General features: G+C 69.0%; 10 protein-coding genes. 5 read left to right on the top strand and 5 right to left on the bottom strand.

From position 1 onward, the window contains the following. Positions 1-21: 21 nt before the first annotated feature. Positions 22-741, bottom strand: coding sequence for an alpha/beta hydrolase (locus ASG80_RS00140; protein ID WP_056727287.1), 720 nt, complete (start codon positions 739-741; stop codon positions 22-24). A 134-nt stretch (positions 742-875) separates the two neighbouring features. Beyond that, positions 876-3,128, bottom strand: a complete 2,253-nt coding sequence (locus tag ASG80_RS00135) for a LuxR C-terminal-related transcriptional regulator (RefSeq protein WP_056727284.1) — start codon at positions 3,126-3,128, stop codon at positions 876-878. A gap of 618 nt (positions 3,129-3,746) precedes the next feature. Here ASG80_RS00135 and ASG80_RS00130 point away from each other — a divergent pair. Both ASG80_RS00130 and ASG80_RS00125 read left to right on the top strand, forming a co-directional pair. Beyond that, positions 3,747-4,751 carry an AraC family transcriptional regulator gene (locus tag ASG80_RS00130; protein ID WP_162256572.1) on the top strand — a complete coding sequence of 335 codons (1,005 nt, stop codon included), beginning with the start codon at positions 3,747-3,749 and terminating at the stop codon, positions 4,749-4,751. A gap of 234 nt (positions 4,752-4,985) precedes the next feature. Next, positions 4,986-6,521, top strand: coding sequence for an FAD-binding oxidoreductase (locus ASG80_RS00125; protein ID WP_235507868.1), 1,536 nt, complete (start codon positions 4,986-4,988; stop codon positions 6,519-6,521). A 565-nt stretch (positions 6,522-7,086) separates the two neighbouring features. On the opposite strand, the gene ASG80_RS00120 is transcribed toward ASG80_RS00125, so the two are convergent. After that, a complete protein-coding gene (locus ASG80_RS00120; protein ID WP_200952449.1) occupies positions 7,087-7,686 on the bottom strand; it encodes a hypothetical protein in 600 nt (199 codons plus the stop codon). Between the two features lie 581 nt (positions 7,687-8,267). Next, on the bottom strand, positions 8,268-8,471 hold the full coding sequence (locus ASG80_RS00115; RefSeq protein ID WP_056727281.1) for a hypothetical protein: 204 nt from the start codon (positions 8,469-8,471) through the stop codon (positions 8,268-8,270). 167 nt (positions 8,472-8,638) lie between these two features. On the opposite strand from ASG80_RS00115, the gene ASG80_RS00110 reads away from it, so the two are divergent. The 3 genes from ASG80_RS00110 (at position 8,639) to ASG80_RS00100 (ending at position 13,139) form a co-directional block, all read left to right on the top strand. Continuing rightward, positions 8,639-8,986: a YciI family protein gene (locus ASG80_RS00110; RefSeq protein ID WP_056727279.1), complete on the top strand. Its 348-nt coding sequence runs from the start codon at positions 8,639-8,641 to the stop codon at positions 8,984-8,986. Next, positions 8,980-10,167, top strand: coding sequence for an RNA polymerase sigma factor (locus ASG80_RS00105; RefSeq protein ID WP_056727278.1), 1,188 nt, complete (start codon positions 8,980-8,982; stop codon positions 10,165-10,167). Before ASG80_RS00110 ends, ASG80_RS00105 begins: the two co-directional genes overlap by 7 nt. Positions 10,168-10,487: 320 nt before the next feature. Beyond that, positions 10,488-13,139, top strand: a complete 2,652-nt coding sequence (locus ASG80_RS00100; RefSeq protein WP_056727276.1) for a PEP/pyruvate-binding domain-containing protein — start codon at positions 10,488-10,490, stop codon at positions 13,137-13,139. A gap of 205 nt (positions 13,140-13,344) precedes the next feature. Here ASG80_RS00100 and ASG80_RS00095 read toward each other — a convergent pair whose 3' ends face one another. Further along, positions 13,345-14,481 carry a DUF4232 domain-containing protein gene (locus ASG80_RS00095; RefSeq protein ID WP_056727274.1) on the bottom strand — a complete coding sequence of 379 codons (1,137 nt, stop codon included), beginning with the start codon at positions 14,479-14,481 and terminating at the stop codon, positions 13,345-13,347. Positions 14,482-14,603: the final 122 nt, after the last annotated feature.

The following is a 14,603-nucleotide window of genomic DNA, read 5'->3' as shown; positions in this document are numbered from 1 at the left end:
TCGGTTGTCCGACTGGCGCGTTCAGCTCGCGAGGGACGAGAGAGCCGCGACGCGCTCGAGCAGGTCCGCGAAGCCGGCGGGGTCCTCCTGGAACGGCGCGTGACCGTGAGGGATGCGGACGATCTCGGCGCCGCTGCGCACGGCGAGCGACTCCTGGAACGCGGGCGAGACGACGCCGTCGTTCTCGGTGAGGATGAAGGTCGCAGGCTTCACCCGCCACGCGACGCGGGAGACCTCGTCGCCGAAGGAAGCGAGCGACTGCGGCCGGAACAGATCGGCGAGCTGCTCGGATGCCTCGCGCGGAACTCCGGGGGGCATGTCCGCGGCGATCAGGTCCACGCGCTCGTCTCGGCTGCGGCCCATCGTCAACTGACCGTCGGCGATGCCCCACACCTCGGGGAGGGATCCGCCCATCGAGGCGATGACGCTCTCACCGGCGTCGAGCGCGAACGCCGCGACGTACACGATGTGCTCGACCGCGGGGTGATCGCCTGCCTCAGTCACGGGCACGCCCCCGTAGGAGTGCGCGACGAGTACGACCGGCCCGCCGGCGCGATCGATCGCAGTGGTGATCGCCGCGGCATCCTGGAACATGCTCTCGGTGGTCCCGGTCGAGGGAAGATCGAGCGCGTCGACCTCCCAGCCGCGTTCGCGCAGGACCTGCACGAGCGGGCCGAATTCCCAGGCGCCCACCCAGGCGCCGTGGACGAGGATGATTCGGGGGCGGTTCTGCGCAGTCATCGGAGATTCCATGCCTTTCGGACGAGATGCGCACGGGTTCCTGTGGAGATGCCCGGCGTTGCGCATCTGCTGAGTCGACGTCGGTGTCGTTCCCCCAGCGTGCCGCCGCGCGCCAGGCGGCGGTATCCGTAGGACTACCGAATCGACGGCGCCGAGGCGAACGTCGCCTCGTACCAGGCCGCGATCTGGGCGCGCGACGAGAAGCCGAGTTTCCCGAGGATACGCTGCACGTGAGTGTCGACGGTGCGCACCGAGAGCACGAGTTCCCCGGCGATGTCGCGATTGCTCATCCCGCGATGGATGCGCATCGCCACCTCGCGCTCCCGCGCACTGAGCCCGCCCGTGACCGTGGACTTCGGCTCGAGGGCGAACGCGACCGCCTCGTCGGGGTCGAGGTGCCCGCCTGCACCGACGAGCTTGTCGTACCGCTGTGGGCCGAGCCGCCGGCGGAGTTCAGCGACGCACCGATCGTGATGAGCCGCGAGCTGCGGTCCCATGACCGTGATCGCCGACCCGATGAGCCGCCAGCGGGCATCGGTCGCCCCGAGCAGGATCGCGGCCCGATCCGCGAGGCCGCGCTCTGCGTCGACCCAGCTGAGCACCTCGAGCATGAGGCACTCACCGACGGGATCGTCGAAGCCGCGTTCCGTCAGAATGCCCTCCCGCGCGAATCGCTCCGCGGCATCCAGATCGCTCTCGACGAACGCGGCGAGGCCGAGCGACCACAGCGCGTGCGACTGCATCCACGTCTCGTCCACGGACTCTGCAAAGGTGAGCGCGTCCCTCCCGGCACGGGCCGCCTCGGGCTCGCGGAGATGGCTCAGCGCCGTGGTGAGCTGGAACTGCGCGAGGAGAGCCTCCTCGGGGTGTCCGCACTCCTCCGCGGCGCGGATCGACGCTTCGAACTCGCCCACGGCATCCCGCGGCCGGCCGGAGAACATCGCATGCGTGCCGCGCCAACGGTGGATCTCGACGCGGATCGTGGCCGCCCGGTCCGCCGTGAACGAGGCGCCCGGCATCTGGCTGTCCGCCTCGTCGAGTCCCGCCGCCGCTTCGTCGAGGTCGCCCTGCAGCAGGCACAGCCAGGCGGCGTTGATGAGAGCCGGAACGCGGTTGGTGGCGGAGCCTCCCGGCAGGGCGAGCACGCGCGTCGCCCAGCCGCGTCCCTCGGGGAGGAACCCGCCGACCGCCCAGTGGTAGCGCAGATCGGAGAACAGGGCGAGGGCCGTGTCGGTGTCGATCGCGGTGGCCACGGTGAGCGCGGACTGCAGTTCGACGCGGTCGGCGCGCAGTCGCGCGAGGACGGCCGTCTGGCGCGGGCCGTACCAATCCACGCGCGAGCTCGCGGCGAGGGCCGCGAAGTGGTCGAGGTGGCGTCGGGTCATCAACGGCGACCGGCCCTCTTCTTCGGCGCGCTCTCGTCCGTAGCCGCGGATCGTCTCGAGCATCCGGAATCGACCGGTCTCATGATCCGCCTCGACGACGGACTGGGCGACAAGCTCGTCGAGGGGATCGACGATGCCGTCGATCGTGTAGCCGCCGACCGCCGCGGCGGCCTCGAGGTCGAACGGGCCGGAGAACACAGCGAGCGCGCACCAGAGCTCGCGCTGCTCGGGCGAGCACAGCTCGTAGCTCCAGTCGACCACCGCACGCAGGGTGCGCTGACGCCCGACGGTGCTGCGGGAGCCGCCGCGAAGGAGGGTGAACCGGGAGGAGAGACCGCTCGAGAGCTCCGAGATCGAGAGGGTCCGCAGCCGCGTCGCGGCGAGCTCGATCGCGAGCGGCAGCCCATCGAGGGATCGGCACAGCTCCACCGCGGCATCCGCCTCCGTCGGGCCGAGCTCGAAGGCGGCGTCGGCGGCACGCGCCCGGGCCACGAGGAGCGACACCGCCTCGGACGGCCCCTCCGACTCGGCATCCATCGACAACGGGGGCACCGCGTAGACGAGTTCGCCGTCGAGCTCGAGCGGACGACGGCTCGTCGCGAGCACGGTGAGCTGCGGGAGCGCGAGCAGGAGTTCGTCGGTGAACGAGGCGGCGGCATCGATGATCTGCTCGCAATTGTCCAGGACCAGGATCGCCGGCGTGTCACGAAGCGCGGCGACGACAGCTTCGAGCGGATCCGCCGCCGACTGGTCCGCGAGCGGAAGGGCGCGCACCACCACGCGCGGCACGCGCTGCGGGTCCTGCACGGACTCGAGCGGGACGAACCAGCAGTCGATGCCCTCGTGTTCTGCGTACCGGTTCGCCGCACGCATCGCGAGCCGGGTCTTGCCTGCACCGCCGACGCCCGTGAGCGTCACGAGCGAAGATGCGTCGAGGAGCGATTGGAGAGCCGCCAACTCGCGATGGCGACCGACGAACGCGCTTCGCGGCTCTCTGATCATCACGACTCCAGCGTCCTCGCCCGTCACTGGCGCGGATGCACCCGGGCGGGTCGATTATCGCAGCGTTCCCTGAATCACCGGCGCCCGGTTCGCCTCCGAGCGAGGATTTGGGGCGGCGCGACTCAGCCCTCGTCGTCCTCCTCGCGAGGCTTCCCCCCGTCCCGTGCCGCGGCCCGCAGTCCCGTCGTCCGACGGCGTGCGGGTGACACGCATCCTTGACAACGGCACTGTGTTGGTGCGCCGGACCCGGTTCCAGACCAGGCGGACGCTCGCCGGCGCGATCGCCTACATCACAACATCGGTGACAGTTCCGGCGCGGTTGGTGGTGACGGTTCCCCTTCACGCCCGCAGAACGCGCCGAACTCCACGGCCTCGCGGTCCCCGTGACCGCCGTGGGCGGGCGCATCCGCGGCGTGAGATCATCCGCCTCCGATGAATAGGCGCCCCGCGGCGAATGTTGCGATGTCCAGCATGGTCGTCCTCCTCGTTGAGGTTTCCGATCGTGATGAGTATGCGTTCCCGCGGCTGCGTCGCCGGGGCGGTGCGCATTTCGGACAATCGCCCGAGCAAAGGGGGTCTTCGCTTGCAACGGGCGGTGGCCGGTGGTACCCCAGATGCATGGTCGACGACGCAGGTGTCGCGCGGCGGGGTTCGATCTCGCCAGTCGTGACGCTGCGTGACGCCCCCATGGAGGAGGCGATGAGTGTCGGCGGAATGGTCTTCCACCGTCATGTGCTGATACCGCTCGACCGGGCGCGGCTCCCACAGTTGACGTTGCATTCGACGCAGAGCGGACCTGTCACGATTGGGACGATCCAATACAGCGCTGGTGTGCGGGTGGAAACGGGCCCGGTGCGGGATGGGTATCAGATCAACATTCCGCTGATGGGGCCGCTCCGCACCGCGCGAAATGACGAGACACTACTGGCGACGCCGTCCAGGGCTGCTGTGTACGGCCTCCACCAGCACGCGTTCGAGGGTTTCGAGACATCGCAGCGAATGCTCGGCGTGAAGATCGACAAGCTCGTCCTCGAGCGGCGACTGGAAGTGCTGCTGGATCGCTCGCTCCACGGAGCCCACATCGAGTTCGCGCTCGGCTTCGCGCTCGACAGCCAACGCGGCAAGGACTGGTACACGGTCCTGCAATTGTTGGCGCGGAGGATCTGGGTTGCTGGCGCACTCGCGCAGTACTCGAGCGCATTGCTGCATCTGCAGGACGCCCTGATCACTGGCTTCCTCATCGCTGCACCGCACTCGTACCAGGATGAGTTGAGTCAGCCGGTCGGCCCGGCAGCTCCGCGCGCGGTGCGACGCGCGGTTCAGCATGTGTGCGAGCACCCCGAAGCTTCGCTTCTGACCGTTCCTGAACTGGCGGCGCTGGCCGGGGTCAGCGTGAGGGCGCTGCAGAGCGGGTTTCGGGATGCGCTCGACACATCGCCACTCGCATTCCTGCGTGATCGGCGCCTGACTCACGCGCGCCGCGAGCTGGAGGAGTCTTCACCGCGAACGGGAAGTGTCGCCGAGATCGCGGAGCGCTGGGGATTTGCTCACCACGGGCGATTCAGTGTCGACTACAGGCGGCGGTTCGGAGAGCAGCCCTCGCAGACGCTGAGCCGGATCTGATCGCGGCGCGACGGATTCGGAGCCTGCGTATCCGAATCGCGCACCGACGTTGACCAGCGACCTACTGGGTCTGAGCCTGAGAGTCGATCGGCGGCACTGCCGCCGCCTGACACGAAGGAGTGTTCTGTGCTCACCTCACCATTGATCTCACCGCTCGCCCATCCGGAAGCACCGCCCAGCCGCGTGCTGCCGCCCGATGTCTCGGAGGAGTCATTCGCCGCAGCATTTGGTGCCGTGCGCGCCGTGATCGGAGACGACAACGTCCACGACGACTTCGAGACGGTCTCGCGGTACTACGACGCGTTCCCGGTGACCGACGGAGAGACAGACTTCGCGCCGAGCGGGGTGGTCTACCCGGCGACGACGGAGGATGTCCAGGCGATCGTTCGAATCGCGAATGAATACCTCGTTCCCCTGCACGCGTTCTCGACCGGCCGGAACCTCGGCTACGGCGGTTCCGCTCCGCGAACGGCCGGCACGCTGCTGCTTGACTTGGGCAAGCGCATGAACAAGGTGCTCGAGATCAACCCCAAGTACGCCTACGCGCTGGTGGAGCCGGGCGTCAGCTACTTCGACCTGTACAACGCCATTCAGGAGCAGGGCTACGCGCTCTGGATCGATGCACCCGACCTGGCCTGGGGCAGTGTCATCGGGAACACTCTGGACCGCGGCGTCGGCTACACCCCCTACGGCAACCACGACATGTGGAAGTCAGGTCTCGAAGTCGTCCTGCCCGATGGTGATGTTCTGCGCACCGGGATGGGCGGGTTGCCGGGGAGCAACACCTGGCAGCTCTTCTCACCGAGCTTCGGCCCGCAACCGGACAACTTGTTCGTTCAATCCAACTACGGCATCGTCACCAAGATGGGCATCCAGCTTCTGCCGACGCCGCCGGACTCCCTGACATTCCAGATCACGTTCGAGAACGCATCCGACCTCTCCGCCATCATCGACACGATGCTGCCTCTGCGCATCAACATGGCACCGTTGCAGAACGTGCCGGTGCTGCGGAATATCTTCCTTGATGCCGCCCAGGTCTCGAAGCGCTCGGACTGGTTCGACGGCGTTGGCCCCATCCCCGAGAAGGTCGTCGAAGAGATGAAACGCGAGCTGAACCTCGGCTACTGGAACTTCTACGGAACCTGCTACGGACCACGCCCCGTCATCGACCAATACATCGGCATGATCGAGGACGCATTCAGCCAGATCCCCGGAGCCAAGTTCTACACAACCGAGACCCGGCCCCACACGGAGGAAGACCGCGGCGCCCACACCCTCCACGACCGGCACAAGATCAACACCGGCGTGCCGACGGTTGAAGAGGCCAACGTCTTCAACTGGATCCCCAACGCCGGCCACTTCTTCTTCTCGCCCATCTCCGCACCCGACGGCGCCGACGCGGAACGGCAATTCCAGATGGTCAAGAAGCGTGCCGACGAGTTCGAGAAGGATTACTGCGCCCAGTTCGTCGTCGGCCTACGCGAAATGCACCACATCAGCCTGCTGCTTTACGACACCCGTGACGCCGACCACCGCCGCGGAACCCTCGGGCTCGTGCGAGAGTTGATCGACGAAGCCGCTGCCGAGGGGTATGGCGAGTACCGCTCGCACAACGTACTCAACGACCAGATCGCCGCGACGTACTCCTGGAACGACAACGCGCAGCGGCGGTTCAACGAGAAGATCAAGGACGCGCTGGACCCGAACGGCATCCTGAACCCCGGCAAGTCCGGCATCTGGCCAGCACGACTCCGAGGTCGAGGACTGTAGAGCCCCGAGCCAGGTGAGCCGGCGGCGACGTAACGCCGCGGGCTCGCCCGGCACATAACGCGAACCAAGCCGAGGCAGGGCTCGAGCGATCACCGCAACCTGCCGCGGCCCAGTCGTCCGCGGTCAGGACCTCTCTTGCATCCACCGATGGCTTCCTAGCCCGGTGGCGGAGAGATTGAGACGGGTCGCCCTTCTCGTCGATGCCCTTTGCAGCTCGCGCACCACGTCGCGTCGCTTAGTGACTACGTGCTGTGTCTTGCTATCGAAAACCGTGGCAAGTGGAGCAATAAAACCCCTGATCAAAGCGGATGACGGGAATCGAACCCTCCATGTGGGTACACGTCCAACCGCCGGTTCGAACTGCTATGAGAGGTCACGGCCTCGGTCTCACCGGCCGCGAGTATCCACCCGTTGGACGCTGATGGGGGCTGCACAGCTGGGGCGTTCGAGCACATCGGAAGATGCGCCGCACTGCGGGATCTCCGCCAGTTCGCCGCCGCCTTCTGGAGCGTGATCGCGACGATCGCGTGAGGTCCGCGCCAGATCACGCAGCCCATGCCTGCGCCTAGGAGGTGACGGGCACATCCGCCTCGGTGCGGACATCCGCCGCCTCACGCGACGCGCCCACGAAACGCGCCGTGTCCGACACGGCGGAGGTGAGCAGGGCGACGAGTCGATCGTCGGGATCCCCGACACACGCCCGCGCGATCCCGTCGACGGCGCCGGTCACGATGTCCCGGCACTGCCGCACGGTCATGCCCGGGCGGCCCGGACCGAGTTCCTCGATGAACTGGATGGCCCAGGCGTCGGCGGCGGGGGCGGCGCGGAGGGCGGCCTCCGCGAGTTCGCGCGACTCCGCGGCGAGCTCGTCGTCGCGTTCCGCGAGGACCGTGAGGGCGACGCGCAGCCCCACCGCCTGCGAACGCTGGCGCTCCTCGGCGGCGATGGGCAGGGCGGCGTGGGCGGCTCGCACGGCGAGCAGGACGTCGAGCAGCGGATCGTCGCTCGTCAGGCCGATGACCGTCGGGATGAGCGGCGTGAGCCGGCCGCGGCCGGCTTCGCTCGTCCGGTCGTTCACCATCCGTGCGAGATGCGCGAGGGTACCGTGCGTACACGCGGGATGGTCGCTCCAGCGCTCGCCCGCGAGGTAGGACGCGAATTCCATGAAGCAGGCTCCGCGCCGTGGCGAGCGGTGCCGGCCCGGGGAGAGGATCGGCATGACATCCGGTTGAGCCATCGCGTCGCGCATTGGACCTCCCTCGCTCCTTCCACTGTGCGCCTGCCGCAGCCGCGATTCAAGTGCCTCGGCCGGATGTCACTGAGCCAGCGCTGCGCGCAACGTTCAGATGGGTCACGGCCCAACCTTGTCGAGATCCCGGGCACGATTGGCGACCGGGGAGTCTGAACTCGGGTGAACCAACGTGTGAACCAACGTGATGGCGAATTGTGACTATCAGGTGACGACGGGCGCGCCGCGGCGGCGAGTGACGGGCTCGACCTGACGTTGCAGTTGACGCCCCTTTGCTGGGTACTTCACTACAACGGGTGTACGGGACACTTGTTCCGCGGCGAGCGCGGACGTTCGCGATCCGGGACCTCGGGCATCAGCGGACCGGCCTGCGGGCGGCTACGGGCGACGCGCAGTCACTCGTCGATGAATGAACTGCCGGCCGAGACCAGGCGAACTCTTCCCGAGCCGATCCAGAAGGTGTGCCTTGGCGAGTCGAGCTCGGGTGGGGGCGTGGCCTAATGCTTCTTGTGCGCGGCATCCCCCTGGTGCCAGGCGCCCCGCTTGTGCGCCTGGTCTGCCTCATGCGCCTCTTGCACCGCATCGGACGCGGCGCTCATGTCGTGTTCGTGCTCCTTCGCGTGCTTCTCGGCGCGCTTCTCCTTGAGCGTCTTGGTGGCCGGCTTCTTGACGTGATGCTCGTGCGGCGACTTGTCAGGCATGATCTCTCCCCAATTAACCCACTGTACCCGCCACTCCGGCGGTTCGAACGGTTTCGAACGGTTCGCTCCAGCACGAGTCGAACAGCCATGATTCGGTGTCGAGTGTCGATTTCGCGGGCGGCCGTTCGTCCTATTGTCACCAGTGTGGTCATGACGAGGAGGTAGCAATGAAGTACATCATGGTGATCTATCAGGGTGACGCGCAGGAGCGGCAGGCGGCGCTGTCCGAGGAGGAGCAGAAGCAGGTCTACGCCGACTACCAGGGGATCAATGAGATGCCGGGCGTCACTTCTGTGCCGCCGTTGGGCCAGCCCGAGAATGCGACCACTGTGCGGGTCGAAGGCGGCAAGGCCCTGACGACGGACGGCCCGTTCGTCGGGATGAAGGAGGCGGTGGGCGGCTTGTTCATCCTCGAGGCGGACGACCTGGATGCGGCGATCGAAGTGGCCGCCCGCGTCCCAGCAGCTCGCTATGGTGGCGCCGTCGAGATCCGCCCCTCCGAGGTGAATTGGTAGCGACGCTCGAACAGGTCTTCCGCGAGGAATGGGGCCGCGTCCTGGCCACCCTCGTCGGCTTCCTCGGCGACTTCGACCTCGCCGAGGAAGCCGCGCAGGAGGCGTTCGCGATCGCCGCCGACCGGTGGCCGCGCGACGGCGTCCCAAACAACCCGCGCGCCTGGTTGATGAGGACGGCCCGCAACCGCGCCACGGATCGCATCCGCCGCGACCGCGCTCTCGCCACCAAGCTCGGTCTGCTCGCCGCGGACGCCCGCGAGGAGGTGCTGATGAATCCCACCATATTTCCGGACGAGCGTCTGGAGCTCATCTTCACTTGCTGTCACCCGGCACTGACGGTCGAGGCGCAGGTTGCGCTCACCCTGCGCATCCTTGGCGGGCTGACCACCGATGAGATCGCCCGTGCCTTCCTGGTGCCGGAGCCGACGATGGCGCAGCGGCTGGTGAGAGCCAAGCGCAAGATCAGAGCGGCGGGAATCCCGTTCCGAGTGCCCCCGGCTCACCTGTTCCGCGAGCGTTTGGACGCCGTGCTCGCCGTCGTCTACTTGATCTTCAACGAGGGCTACGGCGGCCGCGACGAACTCGCGGCGGAGGCGATCTGGTTGGGACGCGCGCTCGCCGAACTGATCCCGGACGACCCCGAAGTTCGCGGGCTGCTGGCGATGATGCTCCTGCACGACTCCCGCCGCGACTCGCGCTTCCGCGGCGGCGAACTCGTGCTGCTCGACGATCAGAACCGCTCCCGGTGGAACACTACGCAGATCGCCGCGGGACGCGCCGAACTCGACCGCGCGATCGCCCTGGGCGGCCGCGGGTCGTATGTCCTGCAGGGCGCGATCGCCTCGTTGCACGCCGAGACGCCGTGCGACTGGGCGCAGATCGCGTCGCTGTACGGGGAGCTCGCCCGCCTGACCAGTTCGCCGGTCGTGGAACTGAACCGTGCGATCGCCGTCGCTGAGATCGACGGACCCGAGGCCGGCCTGCGCATCATCGACGGACTCGGCCTTGAGGATTTTCGCTACCTGCACTCGACCAGGGCAGAACTGCTGCGACGCCTCGGACGGAGCGATCAGGCACGGGATGCCTACCGACGCGCGAGAGAGCTCACCGACGACGGCGCGGAACGCCGCTTCCTCGAACGGCGACTCACCGAACTCTCAGCCACCATGGACTCCGGATAATGGGTGTCGTCGGCAAGACCGGGTGCCGGGGGACGGTGAACCGCGTTACGCGACCCACGCTCGCAGGCCGCTGGAGCGAGTGATGGTGAAGTTGCTTGCCTGCTCGGCCGAGTCCGCGCGCGCCGTGCTCGAGCTGACTTCGTCCCCCGATCGGGCGAGTGCGGCATTGGGAGGGGCTTGCGTCAGTACGTTGCGCTTCGCTCGGCTCGTTGGGATGACGCGCCGTGACGCCAGCGGCGGTTGCGTGGTCTTGCGGCCGGGTCCGTGGGGTGCGATGCTAATTCCACAGCTGTGGAATTACGTGGTCTGAAGGACGGCAGATGGTCGCACCCAGCCGAGCAACCTCCGTCGACGGCGACAACGCCCTCGTTCTCGATCTCGCGCAACTGACGGCCGACCATATCGGGGCGGTCGGCGGCAAGGCCGCGAATCTCGGCGAGCTGATCCGTGCCGGCTTCGACGTGCCGGCCGGCTTCTGCGTCACCACGGAGGCCTACCGGCGGGCGGTGCGGGGAACGACCGTCGAGGCCGGAACCAGCACGGATGCGCCGGCCGCGCGCGCGGCCGTGCTCGGTGCACGGTTCCCGGAATCGGTGGCCGCCGCCGTTCGAGACGCCTACGCGCGCTTGGAGACCGGCGCCGACGGGCCGGTGGCGGTGCGATCGTCGGCCACCGCGGAGGACCTGCCCGGCGCGAGCTTCGCCGGCCAGCAGGACACCTACCTCAACGTCGCCGGCATCGACGATGTGCTCGACGCCGTGCATCGCTGCTGGGCGTCGCTCTGGACCGACCGAGCGGTCGCCTACCGCGCCGCCCAGGGCATCGACGGCTCCGGGCTCGCGCTGGCCGTGGTCGTGCAACGGATGGTGGACGCCGAGTCGGCGGGCGTGCTGTTCACGGCCGACCCGGTGACGGGCCGGCGGCACCAGGCCGTACTCGACGCCGCGTGCGGCCTCGGCGACGCGGTGGTATCCGGCGCCGTGGACCCCGACCACTTCGTCGTCGACACCGGAACCGGGCGGATCCTCGACCGGCGGCCCGGAGGCCCGGCCGACGAGCGGGCGGCCAGCCTGACGGACACGCAGGTGCGAGCGCTGGCGTCGCTCGGCGACCGAGTGGAGAGCGCGTTCGGCAGCCCGCAGGACATCGAATGGGCCGTGGACGCCGACGGACACGCGTGGCTGACGCAGTCCCGGCCGATCACGACGCTGTATCCGGTCCCGGTGCGCAGCGCGCCGCTGCCCGCCGACGACACCCGCGTCTACTTCTGCATCAGCCTCGCGCAGGGCCTCCACCGGCCGATCACGCCGATGGGCATCGCCGCCATCCGCGTGATCGGCTCGGGGTTCCTGGACCTCATCGGCCGCCGACCCGAGCGGATCATCGACGGGCCGGGCGGTTTCGCAGTTTCCGGCGACCGGATCTTCCTGGACGCCACGCCGATCGTGCGATCGTCGGTGGGCCGCGAGATATTTCCCCGCGCCCTGGACGTGATGGAGACTCGGTCGGCCGTCGTGCTCCGGGGACTGTTCGCCGACCGGCGGTTCTCGGTGCTGCCGGGGTCCCGGCGCCGTTTCGCGGGGCCCGCGCTTCGTCTCGCCGCCCGGGTCCGGCTGCCGTTCCTCGTCGGGCAGGCGCTCGTCAGCCCGGCGGCCGCGCAGCGCCGCGTGCGGCGGCTCGCGGACGAGGTCCGCGCCGGAGACGTCCCGGCGGGCGGCGACATCCCGACCCGGGTCGACGCCGTCGTCGACCTGCTCTTCCGCACGATGCCGCTCGCACCGCGCAGCTTGCCCGGTGCGGTCGTCGGCTTCGCCATGCTCGGGCTCGCCGGGCGCTTGTTGCGCGGCTCGACACGGTCAGGCGACCTGCAAACCGTCCTCCGCAGCGCGCCCGACAACGTGACCACGGAAATGAATCTCGAATTGTGGCGCGTCGCCGTGCGCGCACGGGACGACGCCGACTCCGCGTCCGCGCTGGGCACGCAGACCGCGCGCGACCTCGCCGACGGCTACCGCGCGGGCACCCTGCCCGCCGTACTGCAGCTCGGCATGACGGAATTCCTGGACCGCTACGGTCACCGCGCCGTCGCAGAGATCGATCTCGGCACGCCGAGGTGGTCTGAAGACCCCGCGCACTTGTTCGGCGTGCTGTCCGGATACCTCCGCTTGGACCCACACGCGGAAACGCCCGAACGGCATTTCACGGACGGCGCGCGCGACGCCACGACCATGGTGCGCACGCTGGTCCGCCGCGCCCGCCGGCGCGGCCTCCTTCGTGCCGTTGCCGTTCGGTTCTGCCTACGGCGCGCTCGGGCGCTCGTTGGGATGCGCGAGATGCCGAAGTTCCTCATCATCACCGCGATGAGCCGCGCGCGCGCGGCAATGCTCCAGATCGGCGGCCAGCTGGCCGATTCGGGCCGGATCGCGGAGCCTGAGGACGTCTTCTTCCTCGATTTCGACGAGACGAAACGCGCCGCCGCGGGAGATGACCTGCGCACCACGGTCAGCGAGCGAAGGGACCGGTACGACGCCGAGCTGCGGCGCCGGCACGTGCCGCGGCTCCTGCTGTCCGACGGGACGGAACTCGAGGCCGTCGGTTCCGGGTCGGCGGCGACCCAGGAGGGGGCGCTTCGCGGAACTCCCGCGTCGGCCGGGACCGTCACGGCGCCGGCGCGCGTGGTCCTGGACCCGGTCGGCGCCCGCCTGGAGCCTGGCGAGATCCTGGTGGCACCGTCCACCGACCCAGGCTGGACCCCACTGTTCCTCACGGCCGGCGGGCTCGTGATGGAGATGGGCGGGGCCAACAGCCACGGGGCCGTCGTCGCGCGGGAGTACGGCATCCCGGCGGTCGTGGGGGTGCCGCGCGCGACGGAGGCGATCACGACAGGCGCAGAGGTGACCGTCGACGGGGCCAGCGGCGTGGTGACCCTTCCCTCGCGCGCCGCCGCACCCGCCGGCCGACCCGCGCAGTGACGTCCGCGTCGGCATCGAGACGAGGGCGGCCGCCCGATGACCAGATCAGTTCAAGGCAGAGTGCCGAGACGTTGCGGCATCCAGGACATGGCTTCGTCGGCGCCCCGCGGGACTCGAGGACGAGCTCGGGGCATCCGTGGTCGGAATGTGGAACGGCGCCGCGAGCGAACTCAACGGCGCCGTCCTCACCTTGGGTGACTGAATCTCAGGCGGCGGTGAGCGGCCCGATCTCGAGCACCGTCGACCCGTCCGCGCAGACCGGGATCTGCGCGGTGCCGACGACGCCGGGGCCCGCGCCGTCCGACGTGACGTAGGCCCGCAGGTGGTCCGCCGTCATCGCCTCGCAGCCCCACGCTGCGGGGTCAGGCGCCGAGCCGAGCACGATGGCGGCGTCGCCGTTCGCGAGCACGAACGGCTCGCCCATGTCGCCGACCGTCCACGACGAGCCGATCCGGGTGCCGTCGGCCGACTCCACGATGAGGCCGGGCCATCCCCACATCGAGCACGGGGTGTCCGTCGCATTCGTGAACACCAGCTCGAATCCAGAGGCCCCGACGACCGACAGGTCCGGCCGAGAGATGAACTCGAGGGTCAGCTGCTCGTCCTGGCACTTGGCGGGGAGCGGCTCCGGTTCCTCAGGAGGGGTGACCTCGCCCGGTGCGCCATGGAGGGCCACCAGGGGTCCGAGCCAGAGCGTCCACGTTCCGTCCGTGCAGACGGAGATCCGGGCGTCGTCGACGATTCCGCCGCCGGCTCCGTCCGAGGAGATGTAGGCCCGCAGGTGGTCGGACGTCGCCTCGGGACAACCCGACACGGACGGGAGGACCGCCGTGCCCTCTGCGGCGGCCTGGCCACCGTTCGGGGGCAGGACCACCAGTGTGCTCGTCGATCCGGATGCGAGCGCCCAGGTGAGGGTTCCGCCATCGGCGCCCTCCGCGACCAGGCCGGGCCACCCGTCGAACGAGCACGGTTGCGACCCCGCGTTCGTGAAGATCAGGTCGAACCCGAGGGCCTCAGAGGTCGACCGGTCGGGGCGGTCCCGGTAATCCATGGTGAGCTGCCCGTCCTCGCAGTGGTCCGGGCCCGCCAGGAACGCGTGATCGCCCTCATCGGCCTGGGAGGTGGCCGGGCCTCCTCCCGGTTCCGCCGCCGTCGTGGCGGCGGATGTCGTGCTCGCCTCGGCAGCCAAGACCTCGCTGGTCGCCGCGGATGCGGATGACACGGCGATGGGGTCCAGCCCAGCCGCGTCGGCCGCGCCCGCCACCATCGCCGATCCCCCGGTGAGCGCCGCCGTCAACGCCACCCCGGCGACCGCCCGAAACACCACCCTCTTGGTGTACATGTCGTTCCCTTCTGAGCCACCAGATGAGGCGGCTCGGGGTGGACGCTAGCATATGGGCAGATATCTTCCTATAGTCCGGGCGATATCTTCCTATACTTTGGGGCGATATCTTCCTATGCTGG

This window comes from Agromyces sp. Soil535, from assembly GCF_001428255.1.
GTDB lineage: Bacteria > Actinomycetota > Actinomycetes > Actinomycetales > Microbacteriaceae > Agromyces.
The sequence above is the reverse complement of the archived record's forward strand: the minus strand, read 5'-3'. Positions and strand labels throughout refer to the sequence as shown.

Bases quoted from the DNA above. Each gene is read 5' to 3' on its own strand.
- ASG80_RS00140 (WP_056727287.1), bottom strand. From the start codon at position 741: ATGACTGCGCAGAACCGCCCCCGAATCATCCTCGTCCACGGCGCCTGG.
- ASG80_RS00135 (WP_056727284.1), bottom strand. From the start codon at position 3,128: ATGATCAGAGAGCCGCGAAGCGCGTTCGTCGGTCGCCATCGCGAGTTG.
- ASG80_RS00130 (WP_162256572.1), top strand. From the start codon at position 3,747: ATGGTCGACGACGCAGGTGTCGCGCGGCGGGGTTCGATCTCGCCAGTC.
- ASG80_RS00120 (WP_200952449.1), bottom strand. From the start codon at position 7,686: ATGGAATTCGCGTCCTACCTCGCGGGCGAGCGCTGGAGCGACCATCCC.
- ASG80_RS00115 (WP_056727281.1), bottom strand. From the start codon at position 8,471: ATGCCTGACAAGTCGCCGCACGAGCATCACGTCAAGAAGCCGGCCACC.
- ASG80_RS00110 (WP_056727279.1), top strand. From the start codon at position 8,639: ATGAAGTACATCATGGTGATCTATCAGGGTGACGCGCAGGAGCGGCAG.
- ASG80_RS00100 (WP_056727276.1), top strand. From the start codon at position 10,488: ATGGTCGCACCCAGCCGAGCAACCTCCGTCGACGGCGACAACGCCCTC.
- ASG80_RS00095 (WP_056727274.1), bottom strand. From the start codon at position 14,481: ATGTACACCAAGAGGGTGGTGTTTCGGGCGGTCGCCGGGGTGGCGTTG.